The organism is Clostridium sp. chh4-2 (genome assembly GCF_002899675.1).
GTDB lineage: Bacteria > Bacillota > Clostridia > Lachnospirales > Lachnospiraceae > CHH4-2.
In genome coordinates this window covers 51,885-75,878 of the sequence record NZ_PKUU01000006.1, presented here as the reverse complement: position 1 = coordinate 75,878, position 23,994 = coordinate 51,885, and the positions used below count along the sequence as shown (strand labels likewise).

Annotated in this window: 21 protein-coding genes; 18 read left to right on the top strand and 3 right to left on the bottom strand. The window is 45.4% G+C overall.

Features of this window, described 5'->3' with window-relative positions; genetic code table 11:
• The first annotated feature begins 14 nt into the window (after positions 1 to 14).
• From rpoC to C0033_RS08015, 6 genes are all read left to right on the top strand, one after another.
• On the top strand, positions 15 to 3,665 hold the full coding sequence (rpoC, locus tag C0033_RS08040) for a DNA-directed RNA polymerase subunit beta' (protein ID WP_103227348.1): 3,651 nt from the start codon (positions 15 to 17) through the stop codon (positions 3,663 to 3,665).
• Positions 3,666 to 3,883: 218 nt separating this feature from the next.
• Positions 3,884 to 5,275: an ABC transporter substrate-binding protein gene (locus C0033_RS08035; RefSeq protein WP_242984447.1), complete on the top strand. Its 1,392-nt coding sequence runs from the start codon at positions 3,884 to 3,886 to the stop codon at positions 5,273 to 5,275.
• A 160-nt stretch (positions 5,276 to 5,435) separates the two neighbouring features.
• The gene (locus tag C0033_RS08030; RefSeq protein ID WP_180994628.1) at positions 5,436 to 6,230 is read left to right on the top strand and encodes a glycoside hydrolase family 88 protein; all 795 of its coding nucleotides are present in this window, start codon (positions 5,436 to 5,438) and stop codon (positions 6,228 to 6,230) included.
• A 12-nt stretch (positions 6,231 to 6,242) separates the two neighbouring features.
• The gene (locus C0033_RS08025; RefSeq protein ID WP_347501062.1) at positions 6,243 to 7,811 is read left to right on the top strand and encodes a glycoside hydrolase family 28 protein; all 1,569 of its coding nucleotides are present in this window, start codon (positions 6,243 to 6,245) and stop codon (positions 7,809 to 7,811) included.
• 26 nt (positions 7,812 to 7,837) lie between these two features.
• Complete coding sequence (locus C0033_RS08020; RefSeq protein ID WP_180994627.1) at positions 7,838 to 8,641, top strand: sugar phosphate isomerase/epimerase family protein; 804 nt, start codon at positions 7,838 to 7,840, stop codon at positions 8,639 to 8,641.
• Positions 8,642 to 8,668: 27 nt separating this feature from the next.
• On the top strand, positions 8,669 to 9,400 hold the full coding sequence (locus C0033_RS08015) for a GntR family transcriptional regulator (protein WP_180994626.1): 732 nt from the start codon (positions 8,669 to 8,671) through the stop codon (positions 9,398 to 9,400).
• 67 nt (positions 9,401 to 9,467) lie between these two features.
• Here the strand turns inward: C0033_RS08015 and C0033_RS08010 are convergent, their stop codons facing one another.
• Complete coding sequence (locus tag C0033_RS08010) at positions 9,468 to 10,592, bottom strand: glycoside hydrolase family 88 protein (RefSeq protein ID WP_103227343.1); 1,125 nt, start codon at positions 10,590 to 10,592, stop codon at positions 9,468 to 9,470.
• Between the two features lie 315 nt (positions 10,593 to 10,907).
• Between C0033_RS08010 and C0033_RS08005 the strand changes: the two genes are divergently transcribed.
• The 6 genes from C0033_RS08005 to C0033_RS27770 all read left to right on the top strand — a co-directional run bounded on the left by C0033_RS08005 (position 10,908) and on the right by C0033_RS27770 (position 16,440).
• A complete protein-coding gene (locus tag C0033_RS08005) occupies positions 10,908 to 12,305 on the top strand; it encodes an extracellular solute-binding protein (protein WP_103227342.1) in 1,398 nt (465 codons plus the stop codon).
• 63 nt (positions 12,306 to 12,368) lie between these two features.
• On the top strand, positions 12,369 to 13,298 hold the full coding sequence (locus C0033_RS08000) for a sugar ABC transporter permease (RefSeq protein WP_103227341.1): 930 nt from the start codon (positions 12,369 to 12,371) through the stop codon (positions 13,296 to 13,298).
• 5 nt (positions 13,299 to 13,303) lie between these two features.
• The gene (locus C0033_RS07995) at positions 13,304 to 14,161 is read left to right on the top strand and encodes a carbohydrate ABC transporter permease (RefSeq protein ID WP_103227340.1); all 858 of its coding nucleotides are present in this window, start codon (positions 13,304 to 13,306) and stop codon (positions 14,159 to 14,161) included.
• 11 nt (positions 14,162 to 14,172) lie between these two features.
• A complete protein-coding gene (locus C0033_RS26950; protein WP_180994625.1) occupies positions 14,173 to 14,313 on the top strand; it encodes a hypothetical protein in 141 nt (46 codons plus the stop codon).
• Between the two features lie 895 nt (positions 14,314 to 15,208).
• Entirely contained in the window at positions 15,209 to 16,201 is a 993-nt protein-coding gene (locus tag C0033_RS07990) for a LacI family DNA-binding transcriptional regulator (protein WP_103227339.1), read from the top strand.
• A gap of 11 nt (positions 16,202 to 16,212) precedes the next feature.
• Positions 16,213 to 16,440 carry a FeoB-associated Cys-rich membrane protein gene (locus C0033_RS27770; RefSeq protein ID WP_347501061.1) on the top strand — a complete coding sequence of 76 codons (228 nt, stop codon included), beginning with the start codon at positions 16,213 to 16,215 and terminating at the stop codon, positions 16,438 to 16,440.
• Between the two features lie 41 nt (positions 16,441 to 16,481).
• Here C0033_RS27770 and C0033_RS26945 read toward each other — a convergent pair whose 3' ends face one another.
• On the bottom strand, positions 16,482 to 16,781 hold the full coding sequence (locus tag C0033_RS26945) for a hypothetical protein (protein WP_103227338.1): 300 nt from the start codon (positions 16,779 to 16,781) through the stop codon (positions 16,482 to 16,484).
• 218 nt (positions 16,782 to 16,999) lie between these two features.
• Between C0033_RS26945 and C0033_RS07975 the strand changes: the two genes are divergently transcribed.
• The 4 genes from C0033_RS07975 to C0033_RS07960 are packed head-to-tail and all read left to right on the top strand — an operon-like array spanning position 17,000 to position 22,137.
• Entirely contained in the window at positions 17,000 to 18,124 is a 1,125-nt protein-coding gene (locus C0033_RS07975) for an ABC transporter substrate-binding protein (RefSeq protein WP_103227337.1), read from the top strand.
• Positions 18,125 to 18,138: 14 nt separating this feature from the next.
• Positions 18,139 to 19,209 (top strand): ABC transporter ATP-binding protein, encoded by a 1,071-nt coding sequence (locus C0033_RS07970; RefSeq protein ID WP_103227336.1) that lies wholly within the window; start codon positions 18,139 to 18,141, stop codon positions 19,207 to 19,209.
• On the top strand, positions 19,203 to 20,858 hold the full coding sequence (locus C0033_RS07965; RefSeq protein WP_242984446.1) for an iron ABC transporter permease: 1,656 nt from the start codon (positions 19,203 to 19,205) through the stop codon (positions 20,856 to 20,858). Before C0033_RS07970 ends, C0033_RS07965 begins: the two co-directional genes overlap by 7 nt.
• A gap of 19 nt (positions 20,859 to 20,877) precedes the next feature.
• Complete coding sequence (locus tag C0033_RS07960) at positions 20,878 to 22,137, top strand: hypothetical protein (RefSeq protein WP_103227335.1); 1,260 nt, start codon at positions 20,878 to 20,880, stop codon at positions 22,135 to 22,137.
• Here the strand turns inward: C0033_RS07960 and C0033_RS07955 are convergent.
• Positions 22,123 to 22,983, bottom strand: coding sequence for an AraC family transcriptional regulator (locus tag C0033_RS07955; RefSeq protein ID WP_103227334.1), 861 nt, complete (start codon positions 22,981 to 22,983; stop codon positions 22,123 to 22,125). The genes C0033_RS07960 and C0033_RS07955 overlap by 15 nt on opposite strands.
• A 308-nt stretch (positions 22,984 to 23,291) precedes the next feature.
• Between C0033_RS07955 and C0033_RS07950 the strand changes: the two genes are divergently transcribed.
• Together C0033_RS07950 and C0033_RS07945 are read left to right on the top strand one after the other, a co-directional pair.
• A complete protein-coding gene (locus tag C0033_RS07950) occupies positions 23,292 to 23,498 on the top strand; it encodes a hypothetical protein (protein ID WP_103227333.1) in 207 nt (68 codons plus the stop codon).
• Positions 23,499 to 23,664: 166 nt separating this feature from the next.
• Positions 23,665 to 23,976, top strand: a complete 312-nt coding sequence (locus C0033_RS07945; protein WP_103227332.1) for a rhodanese-like domain-containing protein — start codon at positions 23,665 to 23,667, stop codon at positions 23,974 to 23,976.
• Positions 23,977 to 23,994: the final 18 nt, after the last annotated feature.

The window sequence follows — 23,994 nt, the reverse complement described above, 5'->3', positions numbered from 1 at the left end:
AGGGAGTAACGCTCATGCCTGAGACAAATGAAACCACCTATCAGCCAATGACATTTGATGCCATTAAAATCGGTTTGGCTTCTCCTGAAAAGATTCTGGAGTGGTCCCATGGTGAAGTAAAGAAGCCTGAGACGATTAACTACAGAACACTGAAACCGGAGAAAGACGGTTTGTTCTGTGAAAGAATCTTTGGACCGAGTAAAGACTGGGAATGTCACTGTGGTAAATATAAAAAGATCAGATATAAAGGTGTTATCTGTGACCGATGCGGTGTTGAAGTAACAAAAGCCAGCGTTCGTAGAGAACGTGTGGGCCATATCGCATTGGCAGCTCCTGTATCCCATATCTGGTATTTCAAGGGTATCCCCAGCAGAATGGGACTTATTCTTGACATTTCTCCAAGAACACTGGAGAAAGTCCTGTACTTTGCATCCTATGTGGTTCTGGACCCTGGTAAGACCAGCCTCCAGTATAAGCAGGTATTATCTGAGAAGGAATACCGTGAGGAGACAGAGAAGAACGGCTACGGCACATTCCGCGTAGGAATGGGTGCGGAAGCGATTCAGGAGCTTTTAAAGGCCATCGATCTGGAAAAGGATTCGATGGAACTGAGAAAAGGCCTGAAGGATGCGACCGGACAGAAGAGAGCCAGAATTATCAAGAGACTTGAAGTTGTGGAAGCATTCCGCAACTCCGGCAATAAGCCTGAATGGATGATCATGAACGTGATTCCGGTTATTCCTCCGGATATCCGCCCTATGGTTCAGCTGGACGGCGGCCGTTTCGCCACTTCCGACTTGAACGATTTATACAGAAGAATTATCAACAGGAACAACCGTCTGGCAAGACTGCTGGAATTAGGCGCTCCTGATATCATCGTCCGCAACGAGAAGCGTATGCTTCAGGAAGCGGTTGATGCTTTAATCGATAACGGCAGACGCGGAAGACCTGTTACAGGTCCTGGAAACAGAGCGTTAAAATCTCTTTCCGATATGCTGAAAGGTAAACAGGGCCGTTTCCGTCAGAACCTTCTTGGAAAGCGTGTTGACTATTCAGGACGTTCGGTTATCGTCGTAGGACCGGAACTGAAGATCTATCAGTGCGGCCTTCCGAAAGAGATGGCAATCGAGCTGTTCAAGCCGTTTGTTATGAAAGAACTGGTTTCTAACGGAACCGCTCATAATATTAAAAATGCGAAAAAGATGGTTGAAAGACTTCAGCCTGAAGTTTGGGATGTGCTGGAAGATGTTATCAAAGAGCACCCGGTTATGTTAAACCGTGCGCCTACCCTTCACAGACTTGGTATCCAGGCATTTGAGCCGATCCTGGTTGAAGGTAAAGCGATTAAGCTGCATCCTCTTGTATGTACTGCGTTCAACGCCGACTTCGATGGTGACCAGATGGCTGTCCATCTGCCTCTTTCCGTAGAAGCTCAGGCAGAGTGCCGTTTCCTTCTGCTGTCTCCGAACAACCTGTTAAAACCTTCCGACGGTGGTCCGGTTGCCGTTCCTTCTCAGGATATGGTGCTCGGTATCTATTACCTGACCCAGGAAAGACCTGGAGTTAAGGGCGAAGGCATGATCTTTAAGAGCGTAAACGAAGCGATTCTCGCATATGAGAACGGAGCTGCAACCCTGCATTCCAGAATCAAGGCGAGAGTAACTAAGACCATGGCCGACGGAACCGTGAAGACCGGAACTGTTGAGTCCACCATCGGACGTTTCATCTTCAATGAGATCGTTCCTCAGGATCTTGGTTTCGTGGACAGAAGCATTGAAGGCAATGAATTAAAGCTGGAAGTGGATTTCCACGTTGGCAAAAAGCAGTTAAAACAGATTTTGGAGAAGGTTATCAACGTTCACGGCGCAAGCCAGACCGCTGAAACTTTGGATGATATCAAGGCCATCGGCTACAAGTATTCAACCAAAGCGGCTATGACCGTATCCATTTCCGATATGACCGTACCTGAGAGCAAACCTCAGCTGATTGCAGATGCTCAGGCAACGGTAGACAGAATCGCTAAGAACTTCCGCCGTGGTCTTATCACAGAGGAAGAGCGTTATAAAGAAGTTATTGAAACATGGAAAGTAACGGATGACCAGCTTACCCATGACCTTCTGACAGGCCTTGATAAATATAACAATATTTACATGATGGCCGATTCCGGAGCCCGTGGTTCCGATAAGCAGATCAAACAGCTGGCAGGTATGCGTGGATTGATGGCCGATACAACCGGTCACACAATCGAACTTCCTATCAAGTCCAACTTCCGTGAAGGACTTGACGTATTGGAGTACTTTATCTCCGCTCATGGAGCGCGTAAAGGACTTTCCGATACAGCTCTGCGTACAGCCGACTCCGGTTATCTGACCCGTCGTCTTGTAGACGTTTCACAGGATCTTATTATCCGTGAAGTGGACTGCTGTGAGGGCAAGGATATCCCGTATATGGAGATCAAGGGCTTTATGGACGGACAGGAGACAATCGAGGGTCTTCAGGAGCGTATTACAGGCCGTTATATCGCTGAAACCATCACTGATCCGGATACCGGCGAAGTGGTAGTAAAAGCAAACCATATGTGCACGCCAAAACGTGCCGAAGCGGTTATGAAGGTGCTGAATAAGCTTGGAAGAGACAGCGTTAAGATCCGTACCGTTCTGACCTGTAAATCCCACATCGGTGTATGTGCGAAGTGTTACGGCGCCAACATGGCGACCGGCCAGGCCGTGCAGGTAGGTGAGGCTGTAGGTATTATCGCAGCTCAGTCCATCGGTGAACCTGGTACACAGCTGACCATGCGTACATTCCATACCGGCGGTGTTGCCGGCGGCGATATCACACAGGGTCTTCCCCGTGTCGAGGAGCTTTTTGAGGCGCGTAAGCCAAAGGGTCTTGCTATCATCGCTGAATTCGGCGGCGTAGTGAGCATTAAAGATACAAAGAAGAAACGTGAAATCGTGGTAACTGATCCTGAAACAGGAAATACCAAGACTTATCTGATTCCTTATGGTTCCAGAATTAAAGTTGTGGATGAGCAGATCCTGGAAGCCGGTGATGAACTGACAGAAGGTAGCGTGAACCCTCATGATATCCTTAAAATCAAAGGCGTTCGTGCCGTTCAGGATTACATGATTCAGGAAGTTCAGCGTGTATACCGTCTTCAGGGTGTTGAGATCAATGATAAGCACGTTGAGATGATTGTTCGTCAGATGTTAAAGAAGATCAAGATCGAAGAGAGCGGCGACAGCGATGTGCTGCCTGGCGTATCTATGGACGTTCTTGATTATAACGATATGAATGAGAAGCTGATCGCTGAGGGCAAAAAGCCTGCAGAAGGTAAGCAGGTTATGCTGGGTATTACAAAAGCATCCCTGGCAACCGACTCCTTCTTATCAGCTGCATCCTTCCAGGAGACTACGAAGGTATTGACGGAAGCCGCAATTAACGGTAAAGTTGATAATCTGATCGGTCTGAAGGAAAATGTTATCATTGGTAAACTGATTCCGGCCGGTACCGGTATGAAGAGATACCGTAATGTGAAACTGGATACGGATGTGACTATGGATGATGAAATCCTGCTTTCTGATGATGACATCATGTTGTCGGAAGAGAGTGATGATTTCGATGAAGTTCTGGACTTCGGTGAAGAGGATCAGGAAATCTAAATAATAGAATGGCTGCGGCATGGATGAAGTTCATCTGTGCCGCAGCCATTCTTTGTTATAGGATAGATTGGGAAGAAAATGTACTAAATAGCTAAAAATATGTAAATAATATTAGTGTATACATACAAATAATATAAAAACTGTTGACAAATCCTCCCATAGGATTTATAGTAAGCTCAAGGTTAATAAAACCAAGGCCAATTATGAGGAGGATGTATATGAGAGTTTTAAAACGTGCAACAGCTATGGTTCTGGCAGCGTCTATGATTGCTTCATTAACTGCCTGTGGTTCGTCCGGTAAAAGTGCGGGCACCGCAGATACCGCCGCAGATACCACCGCAGCAAAAACTGAAAGTAAGGAAGAGGGTTCTTCCGCGGCTTCCGGCGAGGCAGCGGAAAATGGCGACGCAGTTACAATTCGTATGAGCTGGTGGGGAGGCGACAGCCGTCATGAAGTAACGAATGAAGCTATCAAAGCATTTGAAGCAAAATACCCGAATATCAAAGTGGATACAGAATACTCAAGCTGGGACGGATGGGCAGAGAAGTGTTCCACCGCGCTTGTAGCAGGAACGGCTCCTGATGTAATGCAGGTAAACTGGAACTGGTTATATCAGTTTTCAGCGGACGGTTCCAAATTTGTGGATTTGAACGAATATAAAGATATCATTTCTTTACAGAACTATCCGGAGAAGATTCTCGATCAGTGTGTGGTAGCGGATAAGCTGCAGGCCCTTCCGATCGGAACTACCGGTAAATGTTTCTTCTGGAACAAGACAACCTTTGAAAAAGCAGGTCTGGAAACACCTAAGACCATTGACGACCTGATGAATGCAGGAACTGTATTTAAAGAGACTTTAGGCGATGATTACTATCCGATTGCCATGTTCGGCTATGAGAGAATGCTTCTGATGCTCTACTATCTGCAGTCCAAATACGGAAAACAGTGGGTGGAAGACGGAAAAGTTAACTACAGCCTGGAAGAGGTAAAAGAAGGTCTTGACTGGATCTGTTCTTTGGAGGATAATCATGTAATGCCAACGATCGGAACATTAATCGGTTCTGGCTCCAACGTGCTTGAGAAGACTCAGGGATGGATTGAAGGAAAATACGCAGGATTTTATGAGTGGGATTCCGCTCAGGTTAAGTTCGAACAGGCTCTTGATCCGGGTCAGGAATTTGTTCTTGGAGATTTCATCACAGGAATTGGCGAATATGAAGCAGGACTTACTAAGATTTCCCAGTGTTTCGCCGTTACAGAGAGCAGCAAGCACAAAAAAGAAGCGGCTATGCTTGTGGAATTTTTAACTTCCGATCCGGAAGGCGTCGCCATTCTTGGAACAGAGAGAGGTATGCTGGCTAACTCAGAAGCCAATAAGACTCTGGAAGAAAGCGGAAAATTAGAAGGTCTTACCTATGAAGCCAACAAGGCTGTTATGGAAGTTGCCAACTTCTCATTTGATCCAAACTTCGAGGATTCCGCTTTAAAAGACAGCACAGGCGTATATTATGAAGTATTTGAAGCGATCAGTGATGGAGAAGATACACAGGAATGGGCTGAGTACCTGATTGATTCCGTTAATGAAGTAAATGAAAAGAAATCGTATTAATTTAGCTGAATGAACAGAAGAGCTGAGGCGGTTTCACTGTAAAGGCAGGTGGAAGACAAGGGGGGAATTTCCCCCTTGTTTTTAGAAGGAAATCATTTAACAGAGAGGAAACGACGGGAATATGTTATCTGAAAAAGAAATAATCTCTTATGCAGAAAAGATGAAACAGACTGAAAGATGGGACTGGACCGCTAAGACGGCCCTCGCGTTAACGGGAATTTGGAATCTGTATGAAGCGTACAATCATGAAGGATGCCGTGAGACAGTGAAAAATGCGATGGATCAGCTGGTACAGGATCTGAAAGACCGGGACAGCGGGATGATAAATTTCGCGGTTTTGGGATGCGGACGGCATCTTTTTCCATTGTACAGAGAAACCGGTGAAGAGGTTTATAAGAAGACGGCCTGCAGGCTGTGGCAGTGGATTGAGAGCCGGCAGGATGCGGTTTTGGAAGGTCCGTGGACAGAGAATCTCTTTCTGGCAGAACCTTTCATACTGGAATATGAGAATCAGTTCCGTGGGAAAGAGGGATATCACCAGATTCAAAAACAGCTGTCAGACGCAAACCGTATGGCTGCAGAGCAGCTCTCGGGCATGGATCAGGAAACATCCGGTTACTATCTGATGGCATTAATAGACAGCAGCAGCCTGATTTCAGAAGAGGTATTTGACCATTATAAAAATGCGGAGAAGTATTTTAAAGCCGGTTTGAAGCTGGTTGATGACAGAACATCACCCTATGCAGTTTACTCTGTTTTAAAGGGCTGCCGTCTGGGCGCTCTGCTTGCGGAAAAATACCAGGAAGCAGCAGAGCAGTCACTGCCGGATCATGAAGGATTGACAGATGAATGTGCAGGAATTATGCTGATGGCATATGGAGAATACGCGAAACTTCATGGAAAAGATGCGGGCTGTTCTTCATTGGATCAAAGTGCTGCCAAAGCGGCGGATTGAGAGGTTAATGGGATGATTTCATTTGATATTATTTTAAAGACGGCCAGGAGAATGACAATTGAACTGAAAGACCAGGGAATTTATTATACAGACCGGCCTTATCAGATCTTTCTTAACGGCGAACACTATATGGATGCGAAAAAAGCGGTTCAGACGATTAAAGGGCTGAAGCCTGATACGGAATATCAGATTCAGATCAAAAATGATACGGACGAATCGGAAGTTGTTACATGTTCTACCGAATATGAATTTGTAACCCTGGATGTGAGAAAATTCGGCGCCAGAGGGGACGGGCAGCATGATGACACCATCTGCATTCAGGCGGCCATTAACGCTTGTCCGGCCAACAGCCGGGTGTGGATACCTAAGGGAATCTATAAAGTATCCTCCCTGTTTTTAAAAAGCGATCTGATTCTGGAACTGGATGATGAAGCGGTGCTTTCCGCCTATACGGAGCGCTCCAAGTTCCCCATCCTTCCGGGGCTGATTGAGAGCTATGATGAGAGTTCAGAATACAACCTGGGGTCCTGGGAGGGAAATCCGCTGGACAGCTTTGCATCCATTATTACGGGAATTAACGTACATAACGTGGTGATCACCGGAGGCGGAACTCTGGACGGCAATGCCAGCTTTGAAAACTGGTGGGAGGGAGACGGACGCCTGAAGACAGAAGGCGCATACCGCCCAAGAATGATTTTCCTAAATCATTGCGAAAATATCACCGTTCACGGCCTTACCATCCAAAACAGTCCGGCCTGGAATCTGCACCCTTATTTTTCAAACAATACCAGGTGGATTGATCTGACCGTATTGAACCCCAAGGTTTCTCCGAATACGGATGGAATGGACCCGGAATCAGTGGACGGCCTGGAAGTGGTCGGCGTTTATTTCTCCCTGGGCGATGACTGCATAGCCATGAAGTCGGGAAAATTCTATATGGGCAATAAATACAAAGTTCCGTCTCAGAATGTAATGATCCGGCAGTGCTGCATGAAGCATGGACACGGTTCCGTGACCTTAGGCAGCGAGATGGCGGCCGGCGTGAAACATCTGGTGTGCAGAGACTGTATTTTTGAAGTCACGGACCGGGGGCTGAGGGTAAAGACCAGACGGGGACGCGGCAAGGATGCGGTTATCGAGGACATCACCTTTGAAAATATCAAGATGAAAGGGGTGCTGACCCCATTTGTGGTTAACTCTTACTATTGGTGCTGTGATCCGGACGGACATTCGGAATATGTGAGCACCAAGGAAGCTCTCCCGGTGGACGACAGAACACCTCAGATCAAGCAGCTGGCATTCCGGAATATCGAAGCGCATGACTGCCATGTGGCGGCGGCATTTATCTACGGACTTCCGGAATCTAAGGTGGAAGAGATCACATTTGAGAATGTTAAAATCGATTTTGCCGAGAATCCAACCCCGGAGTATCCGGCCATGATGGCAGATGTGGAGCCGTGCACCAATAAAGGCATTTATATCAATAATGTTAACAAATTAATCCTTCATGATGTGACTGTTACAGGCGCAGAAGGGGAACCGATAGAAATTATAAATGTGGACGAAGTGATCCGCCGGTAGAAAGGTATTAAATTATGAAGTTATCAATGACATGTACAGAAATGACACATCTGAGGGCAAAAGCTCCGGTAGTTTTCCGGGGCGGACTGGAAGAGTGCTTGTCACAAATCGCATCGATAGGGTATAATGGAGCGGAGGTCCATATCCATGATTCCGCGCTGGTGGACAGAAATGAGATGAAACGGCTGTTGGCACAGTACGGATTAGAGCTTACTTCTATCGGTACCGGAACGGCATATGGCATCGATCACCTGTCTTTGACCAGCGAAGAGAAAGAGAAGCGTCAGGGAGCGGTGAAACGCTTAAAAGATCATATACTGACAGCCGCGGATTACGATCATGCAGTCGTTATTTTGGGCCTGATACGCGGAAAAGTGGCCCAGTGCTCCAGCCTTGATCTCTATAAGAAGCTTTTGATGGAAGGGCTGGGGGAATGCTGTGATTTCGCTGCCCAATATGGGGTAACCCTGGGGATTGAGCTGATGAACCGGTATGAATGCGATTATGTAAATAACATTGACGAAGGCCTTGAACTGCTTAAACAAGTGGGTTCGCCATGGCTGAAGCTCCACCTGGATACATATCACATGAACATCGAAGAGGGCAATATCAGAGAGGCTATATTGAAGGCAGGGGATCAGATCGGACACGTGCATATTGCGGACAGCGACCGCTGGTATGCAGGACATGGACATTATGATTTTGCGGAGACAGCGGCTGCTTTGAAAGAAGCGGGGTATGAACATGCGCTGGCTGTGGAAAGTTTTAATTTCCCAGATCCTATATGTTCGGCAGAAAAGAGTTATGAGACCATGAGCAAATTGATATAGTTCAGGCAGGAAAGGAATGTGAGCGGGGTGCAGAAACTGGAAAACAAGGTATCTTTAGTAGAAGAGGCATATGAGAAAATAAAACAGAAGATTTGTGATTTTGAACTTTATCCCGGGCAGGAGATTTCGGATTTTACATTGAGTAAGGAACTCAGCATGAGCCGTACTCCGATCCGTCAGGCATTGGGGCAGTTGGAAAACGACGGCCTGATCTATGACGGAGGACAGGGACGGGGGTATATCGTGTGTGAGATCACGGAGGAAGATATCCGCGATATCTTTGCCGCCCGTGAATGTATCGAGATGATGTGCCTGAAACTGGCTATGGAGCGGGGGATTAAAGAGGAGTCATTTGCATATCTGGAGAAGATCAACCGTCAGATGGAGGAGATGGATCAGGCGGGAAATATCAAACGTCAGTTTTATTTTGACCAGCAATTCCACAACTGCCTTGTGTTGCTTTCTGAAAACAAGCGCCTGATCAGATTCTATGAATCGCTCCGAATTCAATTATCCCGTCTGAGGGTATTGTCATATCTGGAGCGTTCCTATCAGAAAAAGGCTTATAATGATCACAGCAGGGTGCTGGAATGCATCCGGAATAAAGACGGGGATGGCGCAGTACAGGCGATCATGGTTCACATTCAGACATCCCGGGAAGATTACTGTGATCTTCTGGCAAATAGAATCTCTCTCGATTCCTTCGGAATGCTGCGTTTTCTTATGAAGACCGCAGAGGGAAAAGAAGAGATCGGCTGAAAGACAGAAGGCCGGCTGCAGAAACAAACTGTTCCCTTAGCCGGCCTGATACCGATCATTAATTCATTTACTTTATCATCATCGTTTCTATATAAGCCAGAATCAGCGGAGCCACGCCTTTGGCCTCATTCTTAACAACAGGTTCTCTCATATAGTAGTCAAAGGTTCCTTCTCTGTGCTCTACATTGCCGAGACCGGCAACGAGACAGATACCATCTAACTGCAGCTCCCCGTTTTCTTCAGACAGATATTTTTCACAGGTGCCGTAAAAGGCTTTTTCACCAAATGCACGGTAGCTTTCCGGCAGATATCCCAAACGTACACTTTTCATAATGGCATAAGCAAAGATTGCAGAACCGGAAGTTTCCAGATAGTTAGGAGCTATGCCCCCCCGGTTTACGACCTGATACCACATTCCGGTTTCTTCATCCTGGTAAGGGAGCATGGAGTCGATTAAGTCACGGTAAATCTGATTCAGTTCTTCTTTTTCAGCAATCATGGTTTTCGGCATGATCTCCATGGTGTCGATCAGGGCCATGGCGAACCAGCCTAAGGCTCTGAGCCAGAAGTTATCGGATAAGCCGGTCACCTTATCGCACCAGAACATGCTGCGGGAATCATCATATGCATGATAGTAAAGACCGTTTCTGGAGTCCCGCATCAGCTTATGTACATTCCTGAACTGGGAAATGATGTCCATACAGTTTTTGCAGCCGTTATATTCAACCTCGTACTGCATATAGAACGGCTGGGCCATATAAAGGCCGTCCAGCCAGATCTGGTTTGGATAGATCTCCTTATGCCAGAAGTTTCCGGTGGAAGTGCGGGGCTGTTCTTTCAACTGACTGTACACAGTATCCATACCCTTACGGTACTTTTCTTTGCCTGTTAATTTATATAAGTCAAATAATGTTTTTCCGGCATTAACATTGTCAAGGTTGTGTTCTTTTGGATCGTAAGAAACGATAGAACCGTCTTCTCTCACAAAGTGATCGATGAAATGATCAGCAAATTCCAGATAGAGGCTGTTCTGGGTTATATGGTAAAGCTCCAAAATAGCTTTAATCATACAGCCATCCATATAATTCCAACCGGAATGTCCGTCTGTTCCGATCTCTTCCTTATACCAGATAGGAGCTTCCGGAGTGCTTTTTTCTAACAGCTGATGAATGTAGCGGTCCAGTATTTCCATGTAATGATTCTCCTTTTATTATGATAGAAAATGAAAACTTACAAACGTTTGCATTTCTTTAATGATAACATATTTAAAATAAAAGTAAATTAGGCATTTTCCATAAAAAAATATTATAAAGCTATACGAAATATACAATTGACACATGGGGTGATCAGTGATATAGTAAAAACATGAACAAGAAAGTGCATGTTTGCTTTACAAATCAGGGGTTTTGCCCGAGGATAATAGCGGAGATGCATAATTTTAAAGAAGAAACTGCAAACCTTTGCAAAATTAAAAAAATGCAACATTATAAGAAAGGGAGAATGTCTTATGAGAAAGAATTGGAAGAAAGCATTATCATTAGTTATGGCAGCGGCCATGACAGCAAGCTTGGCAGCATGCGGCGGCGGAGCTAAGAAAGAGGAAGCTCCTGCGGCACAGTCCACAGAAGCAGAGAAAACAGAAACAGCGGCGGAGACAACCGCAGAGCCGGCAGCAGCAGAAGGGCTGACCGTTAACACCACAGATCCGATTGAGATCACCTTCAGCTGGTGGGGCGGAGATGCAAGACATGAAGCTACTTTAAAAGCAGTTGAAGCATTCATGGAAAAATATCCGAACATTACAGTTAAATCTTCTTATGCAGCATGGGACGGCTGGGAAGATAAGATGTCTTCTCAGTTTGCAACAGGAACTGCACCGGACGTTAACCAGATCAACTGGAACTGGATCACCTCTTTCAGCTCTGACGGAAGCGCTTTCTATGATCTGAATAAAGTATCCGATATTCTGGATTTGACACAGTTTTCTTCTGATTATTTAGCACAGTGTACCGTAGCTGATAAACTTCAGGGCGTTCCGATCTCCATGACAGGAAGAATCTTCTACTGGAACAAGACTACATACGACCAGGCCGGTCTTGCAACACCGACCACACTGGCTGAACTGATCGAAGCAGGTAAAGTATTTAAAGAGAAATTAGGCGATGATTATTATCCGCTTGCAATGAACGAATATGACAGAACCATTTTCATGGTATACTATCTGGAATCCAAGTACGGAAAACCATGGGTTGAGAACAACGAATTACAGTACAGCAAAGAGGAAATCCAGGAAGGTCTTGATTTCATTCAGTCCCTGGAAGACGAACATGTAATTCCGTCTATTGCAACCATCGCAGGCGACGGAGCAGCTTCCTTTGATAAGAATCCTAAGTGGATGGAAGGAAGATATGCAGGTATCTTCGAGTGGGATTCCGCAGCAACCAAACAGATGGGCGCTTTAAATGAAGGCCAGGAATTCGTAGTTGGTGAAGAATTTGCAGATATGGGCGAATACAAAGGCGGATTCGCAAAAGTATCCATGTGCTTTGGTATCTCTGAAAACACAAAATATCCGGCAGAATGTGCAGCTTTAATCAACTTCCTTTTAAATGAAGCAGAAGGCGTTGAACCGGTTGGTTCTGAAAGAGGTATCCCATGTTCAGCAGCAGGATTACAGATTTGCAAAGATAAAGGTTTATTGAACGAAGTAGTTGCAGAAGCCAATGAAAAAGTTCTTGCATATGTATCATTCCCGCTTGATCCTAAATTCGAGGCAAGCGCATTAAAAGCTACAAACGAAGGTGTTTACTGGGAGGTAATGGCCGGTTTAAGCTACGGCGATTATGAATCAGATGAAGCAGCAGACGTATTGATTGAAGGTATTAACAAAGTACTGCATAAATAATTATTTGAACCGCGGCGGAGACTTTTAAAGGTTTCTGCCGCATTAGAAAGAGGAGGTATAGGTATGAAGCAACCAGCAGCTATGAACCAGCCAGCAAACCGTAAAGGTTTAAAAAAGACCATTCAGGAAAATGCCGGCTTTTTCTTTATCCTGCCATGGCTGATCGGATTTCTTATTTTTAAGGTATATCCGTTTGGATCATCACTTTTTTACAGTTTTACTGACTATCATTTGTTTGACGGAATTTCAAAATATGGCCTGATGAACTACGACGAGATTATACATACTAAGAAAATTGTGAAAGCTTTTGTGGTTACGATGAAGTACGCCTTTATGACTGTGCCGCTGAAACTGGTTTTTGCTCTGTTCATTGCCTATATTCTGAATTTCAAGTTAAAAGGTGTGAATCTTTTCCGTACTGCTTACTATATTCCATCCATTCTGGGCGGTTCCATTGCCATCGCGGTGCTGTGGAAAGCGGTATTTAAAGATGAAGGTATTATCAACATTTTACTGAGCTATATCGGAGTACAGGGACCTAACTGGCTGGCAAGCCCGTCCCATGCTCTGTTCGTTATCTGCCTGCTCAGGGTTTGGCAGTTCGGTTCAGCCATGGTTATCTTCCTGGCCGCATTAAAAGGCGTGTCCAATGACCTCTATGAAGCAGCTTCCATCGATGGAGCGGGTAAATGGAGACAGTTTTTCAGCATCACGGTTCCGTTAATCACACCGGTTATTTTCTACAACCTGGTTACTCAGTTATGCCAGGCATTCCAGGAATTCAACGGACCTTACATCATTACGCAGGGCGGACCGAGAAGCTCTACAACGCTGATTTCCCTGCTTATTTACAACAACGCATTTAAGAGCTACGAGATGGGTATGGCCAGCGCACAGGCTTGGCTGCTGTTCCTGATCGTTATGACATTTACGGTTATCGCATTTATCAGCCAGAAGAAATGGGTTTATTATTCAGATGAGGATGGGAGGTAGAGGTAATGACTAGAGAGACAAAGAGAAAAATCAATACATTCTTTCGCTATTTTGTGTTGATTGCCGTAGGCCTTATTATGATTTATCCTCTGATCTGGATGGTTGGAGCTACATTTAAGACAAACAACGAGATCTTCAGCGGAATCGGATTTATTCCGAAGAATCCTACTCTCAGCGGCTATAAGAATGCGATGAAGAGCTATGGCGGAGATATCGACATCATTAAAGCGATGATCAATACATATTCCATCGTTTTACCAAAAGTAATTTTTACCATTATTTCAGCAACGATTACAGCATACGGATTTGCCAGATTCCAGTTCAAGGGAAAAGGCTTCTTATTCGCAGTGCTGATGTCAACCCTGTTCCTTCCTCAGGTAGTATTGAACGTTCCTCAGTTTATTATGTTCAATAAATTCGGTTGGGTTGATTCTCCTGTTTACCTGGCGCTTATCGTGCCAACTTTATTTGCAACCGATACTTATTTTGTATTCATGCTGATCCAGTTCCTGAGAAATATTCCGAAAGAGCTGGAAGAAGCAGCCAGAATCGACGGATGCGGATCTATAAAAACGCTTTGGTATGTGATTGTTCCAATGCTGAAGCCATCCATCGTATCCTGCGCATTGTTCCAGTTCATGTGGTCTTCCAACGACTTCATGGGACCATTGCTTTATGTTAACTCACCGGCACGTTATCCGGCTTCCATCTTCGTTAAGCTGTCCATGGATGCTGATACCGGTTTCGAGTGGAACAGGGTACTTGCAATGTCATTAATTTCAATCATCCCATCCTTAATCGTTTTCCTGGCAGCTCAGGATCAGTTTATCGACGGCATTGCCGCCGGCGGCGTAAAAGGTTAATTTGCATAAAATTGTTATTTAACGGAGTTGGCGAAGGGGTACGCCCGGAATCGGGAGGCGGAACCGGGGGACGAAGGTCAGAGGGGCCGTCCGGGACGGGGAAGGAAGATGCAGCCACATGGGATTCGGGATTCGCCCCTAAGAACTACTAAGACCCGCAAGGACAGAACGAGGCAGGCCAGCGCCATTCGCAGTGAACTCTTGATGACTTCGCTGCTCAGTGGCGCTTTAGAACCTGACACCGAAATCAGGTTCTACCTGCCTCGTTCTGCCCTTGCGGGTCTAAGTAGTTCTAAAGGGGTTCCATACGATCCCATGTGGCTGCATCTTCCTTCCCCGTCCCGGACGGCCCCTCCGACCTTCGTCTCCCGGCTCCGCCTCCCGATTCCGGGCTGGTTTTCGCTGGCCTGGTTAAAAACAATTGATGTGCTTAGGTAGTTGTATAGAACCGCATTTACATAGATCGTGAAGGGATTTTCAGAAATGACTTCAGGTTTTACTTTAAACGTCAAGGCATTTCGCAAAATGACCTCGCCCTTTACATTAAATGATGAAGGCATTTCTGAAAAAGACTTCACGGTTGATGTAAAAAACTACCCCATCCACCAAATCTTTTTTATCCTCAGCTAGCCAAGCAACAGCCGGAAAGAAGGGGGAACCTGGGCGGGCGGCGGAAATCATAAGGAATAGGGGATCGTTTGCAGACCCTTAGAGGTACTTGGTCGGCAGAAGCGGAAAAAGGCAGACAAATACTGAATACCGAATCAGTATTTGAGGCGCCCCTTGAGCAGTGAAGTCATCAGGAGTTCACAGCGAATGGGCGCCGCTCTGCCTTTTTCCGTTTCTGGCGGCCTTAGTACCTCTTAGGGTCGAAACTCGAATCCCCTATTCCTTATGATTTCCGCCGCCCGCCCAGGTTCCCCCTTCTTTCCGGCGTATCTTAGTTAACTAAATAAAGATTTGCATCAGTCCATTCTTTGCAAAAAGGGGAATAGAATGTTATACTAACCATGATAGGGAAAATTCTTGCTAAAGAGGGTGTAGAATATGGCAGTGACAATTAAAGATGTGGCTAAACAGGCCGGAGTTTCCTACTCCACGGTATCCAGGGCATTGAATGATCCAAAGGCGGATAAGTCGGATAAGAAAAGAAGAATTTTAAAAATAGCGCAGGATATGGGATATGTGCCGAATCAGGCGGCGATTAACCTGAAGATGTCCCGCTCTTATGTAATAGGACTTTATTTTTCTACGATCAGTAAGATGACATCTCCCTTTGTTCTTCATGATGTTTTGACGGGAGTATACAGTGTGGTTGGAAGTAAATATAATGTTGTGGTAAAGGGTATCGACATGTATGAACCCGGGACTCTTAATCCTACCTATTTTGACGGGATTATTGTGTTGTCTCAGAGAAATGAAGATTTGGAGTTTATGGAAGAGGTGCTTAACAAAGGGATTCCCATGGTGGCCATCTGCCGTGCGGTATTCTTAGACGTGCCAAACGTGACTACAGATGAAGCTAAGGCTATGGAAAAGGCCATGGATTATCTGATTGAGAACGGCCATAGAAAAATAGGAATTATTGAAGGAAATTCCAATCTGGATTCCACAAGACTCCGCCACAGGGGCTGGAGGGCGTCCATGGAAAAACATGGGCTCGATCCGGAAAGTATTCCGGTAGAACACGGCACTTACCGGTATGCCAGCGGATATCAGGCGGCTAAACGGCTTTTGGAGCAGGATCTGACCGCTATTTTAAGTTTTAATGACGAGATGGCATTCGGAGCAAGAGAGGCGATCGTGGAGATGGGGCTTAAAGTGCCGGACGATATTTCGCTGGTTGGATTTGATAACTGGGATCTGTCAGGTTACGCCAGCATGAAGCTGACCACTGTGGAACGGAACATGGGGGAAATCGCCAAAGAAGGAACCAGGGTTTTGCTGAGGCGTTTGGAAGAGGGGATTATTGATAACCGGAGAATTTATCTGGATAATAAGCTGATCATCCGGGAGAGTGTCAGGAATTTGAATGAATAACTATTTGTATAATGATAATCAATATCAAAATTATTGACATTGAAACAGAATGGGAGTATAATGCAGTTAACGTGATAGAAAGAGAGGGATTTGTGATGATTGACTGGATTATAGGTATATTGATCGCCGCTGCATTAGCTGCTGTTGTAATAAAGAAGATAAAAGATAAAAAAGCCGGAAAGAGTGGCTGTGGATGCGGATGCAGCGGGTGTTCCATGAATGGAAAGTGTCATAATTAAATATGGTATTGGCGTAAGGACATACAGAAGCCGGGAATTCTTTAGAAGAGGATTCCTGGCTTTTTTGTATCCATTTTGTTTTTGAGCAGTGCAAATTTTTCCATAACCAATAAAAGGAAGAAAACGCCAAGTAGGGGAGCTACCGGCGTTTCCTTGAGGGGAGTATAAATAATTAATAAGGTTGAAGAAACGGTTTTAAGGGAAACCAGATTTCTTCCAATATAATTATAATATAGTGTATTTGAAAAAGCAAATAAAACTTGAGTTTCCGTATAGGTATCTGTAGAGGTAACGCTGCTATTCACGGCTCCGGGGATCTCTGCCGCCCGGTTATGGTTCACGGGTAATCAGACTGTTTAGGCAGAAAAGACCTGCGGACCCGCGGGCGGCAGCGTTTGGCGCTTCCATGCCGGAGGGCTTTGATCATATGGCAAGATTTTTGAATGATTGAGCAAGAATTATGAATGTGGCACCATGGAAAAATTATTATAATAGAATTAAGAAATCCCCGGGGATTTTAGACATTGTTGTAAAACTATTTGTGTTAAGGAGGAAGGACATGAAAAAGAGTAGTGTATTAGGGGCTTTATTGGCGGCAGTTTGGGTTACGGGCAGTTTATTGGGATGCGCATCAAACAGTGATACGGCGAAGACGACAGCGGGAACGGAAGTGCAGACGGCTAAAGAAACGGAGCAAGATTTAAAAAAAGAGGAACAAAGCAGTGAGGAGAAAAAGGCGGATTCTGCGATAGGTGAGATCACGGTGTATTCTCCCGCACCGGCTGAGCCGCTGGAAGGCGGAGTCAATGCATTTACCCAAGCGACCGGGATACCGGTTAACGTTGTGGCAGCGGGCACCGGGGAACTGCTGAAACGGGTGGAATCAGAGGCGGAGAATCCATTGTGTGACGTTGTTTGGGGAGGCGGAGCTGAGTCCATGCAGTCTTATGCGTCTTATTTTGAACCGTTTGTATCTGCGGAAGATAGTGTAATTCCGGATTCAATCAAAGATTCCAATGATTTCTGGGTAGGAGAATCGCCGGTTCCGGTTGTTATCATGTATAACAAGGATATTTTAGATCAGCTTGGAGTGGAAGTGCCTGACAGCTGGGAAGATTTGCTGAATCCTAAGCTGAAAGGAATGATCTCTTATGCGGACCCTGGAAAATCAGGATCTGCCTATACATTGCTGTGCACGATGGTGACTGCATTTGGCAAGGACGATGATAAGGGATGGGAATTTGTGGAGAAACTGTATCAGAATCTGGACGGCAAGGTACAGGGAAGCTCATCCAATTCCTATAAACTGGTTGCGGATGGAGAATACGCCATCGGCCTTACTCAGGAAAAATCGGTTCAGGAGTATTTGGATGCCGGAGCGGAGAATATCGGTTATGTATATCCAAAGGAAGGAACATCGGCAGTGCCGGACGCCATCGCCATTGTAAAAGGCTGTCCTAATCCGGAAGGAGCGAAGATGTTTGTGGACTTCATTCTCAGTAAAGAAGCCCAGCAGCTTCAGGCGGATCAGTTTAACAGACGCCCTGCAAGAGGAGATGTTTCAGCGCCGGGAACCTTGTGCGATCTGGAGGAAATACCATTAGTGGATTACGATTTTGAATGGGCAGGCAACAATAAGGCGGAAATATTAGAGCGGTGGCAGGAAATCATTGTAAATAACTAACTGGAGAAATGCATATGAGCGGAGATGTCAGTATAAGAAATACTGTAAAACGGTACAAGGATTTTGTGGCGGTAAATAATATCAGCATCGATATAGAAAAAGGTGAGTTTTTCACGCTGTTAGGCCCGTCCGGGTGCGGGAAAACAACGCTTCTGAGGATGATTGCAGGTTTTAATACAATTGAAGAAGGGGAAATCTATATAAAAGACCGCCTTATTAATAAGGTAGAAGCGCATAAAAGAGATATTGGGCTGGTATTCCAGAATTATGCTATTTTCCCTCATATGACTGTACGGGAAAATGTTGCGTATGGGCTGAAGGCAAAGCATATGCCTAAAAGCCAGATCGATGAGAAGGTGAGAGAAGCGTTGAAACAGGTTCAGATTGAGCCGCTTGCGGACCGGAAGCCCAATGAGCTGTCAGGAGGACAGCAGCAGAGGGTGGCTTTAGCCCGGGCATTTGTCATTGAACCCGGAGTGCTGCTCATGGACGAACCCTTATCCAATCTGGATGCAAAGCTGCGGGTTCAGATGAGGACTGTGATAAAAAGGCTTCAGAACCGTCTGGGCATTACCACGATCTATGTAACCCATGACCAGGAGGAAGCGCTTGCGATTTCGGACCGGATCGCCGTAATGAAAAACGGCAATATTATGCAGATCGGAACTCCGGAGGAGATTTACGGGCATCCGGCCAATGTATTTGTGGCGGGATTTATCGGGACGACGAACTTTATCAAAGGAACCTTGTCCGCTGTCGGCGGAACAGGAACGATCCGCACAGAGGGCAGAGAATACCGGGCGGCCTGCAAACGGGATTATCAGGGAGAAGTAATTCTGTCTGTCCGGCCGGAGCATGTCCGCCTGGCGGACGAGGGGATTCCGGGCGAGATCACATTTTCTGTGTTTCTCGGCGATTATATTGAATATGAGATTCGGTTGGAAAGCGGAAGCGAGATCAGGCTGAATGAGTATCTGGCGGAGGATGAGAAAAGGAAAAACGTGGGACAGAAGGTATTTGTACAGTTTGAAAAAAAGCGGATGATGGCATACGACCCGGTTACGGAAGAGGTGATTACGTGCTGAAAAGGAATGGGGTTAAACTGGATTTCTGGATGATCTGTAATATTGTGATATTGGCATTTTTAGGCGTGTTTCTGATCTTCCCATTTTCTTCATTGATTTTCAGAAGTTTGTTTTCATCGAAAACGGATGGAATTACACTGCAGAATTTTGTCACCTTTTTTACAAAGAAATACTATTACAACACATTGAAAAACAGTATGTACTGCTGTGTGGCAACCACCATAACAACCACGGTAATCGGCGTGCCGCTGGCCTATCTGATGACACGCTACAATGTGTGGGGAAAGAAAATCATCTATGTATTGATTGTGATGTCTCTCATGTCCCCGCCATTTATCGGCGCTTATTCCTGGATTATGATGTTTGGCCGGTCCGGTTTTGTCACAGGGCTGCTGTCGAAGATCGGCATTACGGTGCCGACGATCTATGGGAAACTGGGAATTATTCTTGTATTTACGTTTAAGCTGTTTCCGTACGTCTATTTATATACGGCGGGGGCTATGAACAGCATTGATAGTTCTCTGGAAGAAGCGGCGGAGAATCTGGGGGCCAGCAAGATGCGCAGACTGATGACAATCACACTTCCTGTGGTTCTGCCGTCTATCGCTGCCGGAATCGTTATGGTTTTTATGACATCATTAGCGGATTTTGGTACGCCTATGCTGATCGGCGAAGGATTTACGGTTTTGCCGGTGCTGATTTATAACGAATATATCAGCGAAATGGGCGGCAATGCCAACCTTGCCAGCGCGCTCAGCGTGATTGTGGTATGTTGTTCGACGGGGATTCTGTTAATACAAAAGCTGTTGATTTCCAGAAAAAATTATGTGATGACGGCGCTGCGCCCCCCGAAAGAGGTTGAACTCAGAGGCGTCAAACGTTTCTTAGTCTCCGTTCCGGTTATTATCGTAACCGCAATCGCCATTATGCCGCAGATTGTTGTGCTGATCACTTCTTTTGTCAATACGAACGGGCCGCGTTTCGTGGAAGGGTTCGGCATAAACAGCTATAAGATGGTGATTAACAGGCTTGGCCTGAATATCAGAAATACATATTCATTTGCGGTGGCCGCGATTGTATTGATTGTGTTGGGCGGAATGCTGATTTCTTATCTCACTGTGCGAAAGAGAGGGAAGATTGCTAAGATTCTGGACTGGCTTATCATGTTTCCTTTCGTTATTCCCGGGTCTGTGCTGGGTATCAGTCTGGTTGTGGCATTTAATAAGAAGCCTTTGCTGCTTACGGGGACGGCGGCCATCATGGTAATCTCCTATGTGGTGCGGAAACTGCCGTATACGGTCCGGTCGGGAAGCGCGTTCCTGCATCAGATGGACCCGTCTGTAGAGGAAGCATCTGTGAATTTGGGGGTGTCCCCGATGAAAACATTTTTTAAGATTACGGCGCCTTTGATGCTGCCGGGAGTCCTGTCGGGGGCTATTTTAAGCTGGATCACGTGTGTGAATGAACTGTCTTCAAGCATAATGCTTTACGCGGGGAAGACCTCAACCATATCGGTGGCCATCTATACCGAAGTGGTGAGAAACAGCTACGGAACGGCTGCGGCGCTTTCCTCTATTCTCACACTGACTACAGTGGCATCCCTGATTCTGTTTATGGCAGTGACGAAAGGAAAGGGATCGGTAATTTAACGGAGAGAAGGACATAAATATGATAGTTTCAAATTATGAAAGGGAGTACATGAGGGAGCTTGCAAACCGTCAGAGAGAGATCGCGGCTCTGCCCTGTATGAAGGAAAGGGAGCGGATGTGGACTCTGCATAATGATGCGAAGGGGGAAAAACCGCTTGTCACGGTAGAGGTGAGAACCTTTATCCAGGATTTGATTCCTGAACTTGTCTGTGAAGATGAGGCGGCCAGAGGAATAGAGAAAAAGCTTTTATCGACGATCTGCGGATATGAATATACAAGGGATGACCGGGTTGTTTCGGATTATTATGCCGTGTCGCCTGAAATTGATTTTTTCCCATTTTCAATAGAGCAGGTGAAACATCGTTCTGAAAAAGAGAAGACGAATCAGGTGGCATTTTCCGTAGAACCTTCCATTACGGACCTGGAACATCAGGTATTTGAGCTGGGGCCGTCAAAATACCATTTTCATAAGGAAGCGTTTGAACGGGAAACAGAATTGGCCCAGGAGCTGTTCGGAGATATTCTGCCGTTAAGGGTACAGGGGCCGCCGCTTGGATATTATCTGTCCAAAACGGTGATGGAACTGCTTGGAATGGAAGAAATGCTTTATGCATTTTATGATTATCCCGAGGAACTGAATCTGCTGATTAAGAAGGTGGATGAGGAATACCAGAAATATTTCGATTATCTGGAACAGCAGGGATTTCTCAGATCCAATAATGAAAATGCGCTGGTTAAGATGGGAACCGTGGGATACACGTCCCAGCTTCCTGACTGGAAGGCGTTGGAGGGAAAGAGGGTTACTACAAAGGATATCTGGGGACATTTGAATTCTCAGGAGACGGTTTCCATATCCCCGGAGACATTTAAAGAGTTTTTCGGCAGTTATTATCTGAATGCGGCCAAACGATTTGGGTTATGCACTTATGGCTGCTGTGAACCCATACATCCGGTTTGGGACGGATGCCTGGACCGGATGCCTGAAAGCCTGAGGAAAGCATCCATTTCCCCATGGTGTGATGAAGCGGTTATGGGGGAGCGGCTGAGGGGAACTTCTGTTATCTACCACAGAAAACCCAGCGCGGAATTTCTGGGGGTCGGAAAAGAGCTGAATGAAGAAGAATTCCGGCGGTACATTGAAAAAACCTTGATTCTTGCAGAAGGCTGCAAGGTGGAATTTTCATTCCGCGATGTGTATACGCTGAACGGCAACCGGGAGAAAGTGGCCCGTGCGGTTCAAATTGTAAGAGAATGTATCGGCCGGTTATGGAAAGGGTGAATGCTGCCAGATGCCGTTTCTGTATTCGCTGGGGGTAACTCCCATATGTTTTTTAAATGCGGTGCAAAAACTGCTTTCACTGTTGAAACCACAGTTAAAACAGATCTCTTTCACCGTACAGTCGGTGGATTTTAAATAATGCATGGCCGTATTGATCCGAACCTGAAGAATGTAGTCGTAAGGGGAATACCCGGTTTCGTGCTTGAAAATTCTGGTAAAATGATAAGGGCTCATATGGGCCCGTTCCGACAGGGCGTTTAAACTGAGTGGATTATCAATATTCTCATTGATGTAGAATAGGATATCATCGATTGTGGCCGTATGTTTTTGCGCAGCGTAGCTGCTGTCGGCGCTGAGCAGCAGGTCGGTCAGAAGCTGGAGGATGTATTTGGAAATAAGGGGTTCGTTAACATTTTTTTCCTGAAATGACAGAAAGATTTTTTTAATGACGTCTTCAAAATGGAGCGGGTCTTTGAGAGAGATCACATTGCCGCAGCTTTCCAGAATAATCTCGGAATAAGGGCAGGAAGTGCTTCCGTCAAAATGCAGCCATAAAATTTCCATGCCGGTCAGGGTATAATAAGCGTGAGGGTCGTAACAGTTGACAAACACACAATGTCCCTCTTTAAATGGATAGGTGATACCGTCGATTTCCAGGTATCCCTGTCCTTTTTTTACATAAATGATCAGAAAGCTGTCGTAATTATTGCGGCTGATATGATATTGTCCGTTACAGTAATAATGCCCTGCGCAAAAAGTATAAAAATAAGCCTTTTTTGCCTGAAGACAAGGTGTATACAGATATAACTGTGAATTTTTTTCTACGCCGGGACCTAGAGGACGCATTAAGGATCTCCTTTTTCATAAATGAGGTTTGCAGTTACTGATAGATTAAGTGTATCTCTAATATTTTAATTTTTCAATAAAAAGCTAGGATGAATATTTTTAACTGTTCAGTAGGTCTGCGCATTTACTGCGCTGACCGTAATAAAACTTGGAAAAGCAGGCAAAAATCCCATCGCCGCAGGCGATTTCGCATGGATTTTTGCTTGTAATTGTGAGGATACTGAACAATTACGAATATTTTTAAAATTAATAGGCATAATACTCATGTAACAAAAATAAATCGATATGAAACCAGGAGGTATGTAACGATGGCAAACAGAAATTATAGTGATATGGACAACTCTAGCTCAAGAAACAGCAGCCAGAACAACAGCCAGAACAACAACCAGAACAACAATCAGAATAACAGCCAGAACAGCAGCCAGAACGGCAGCCAGAACAACAGCCAGAACAGCAACAAGAACAACAGCCAGAACAGCAGCAAAAACAACAGCCAGAACAGATCTAACTGCTAATTGCATCTTTAAGGCTGTCAAGCTGGAGCCGTCACTTTAACAAGTGGCGGCTTTTTACATATAATAATAGTAGAACGTGCCTGAAAAGTCATTTCCACTGCCTGAATGCACCGGCCGGCGGAGGTAATGGCTTTTAAGACATCCTTCAGAAAGGACAGGTGGTTTTATGTCATTCCCTACAATTACATTGAATGAACTGGAATATTATCTGGATCAGGGAAGAGATATGATGGTGATAGATTTGAGGAACCGTTCTTCCTATCAAATGGGCCATATTAAAGGGGCGGTCAACATTCCTTTTAATGAAATAGATGATAATCTGGACTGTTTACCAAAGGATAAAGACTTGATCTTATACTGTTCCAGAGGCGGACAAAGTCTCCGGGCCAGCCGGTATTTGAGTGAGATGGGCTACCAGGCAGTGAATGTGGCCAATGGAATTACCTATTATAGAGGAAAATATCTGGAACGGATGTAGAACTTCATTGACAGATGA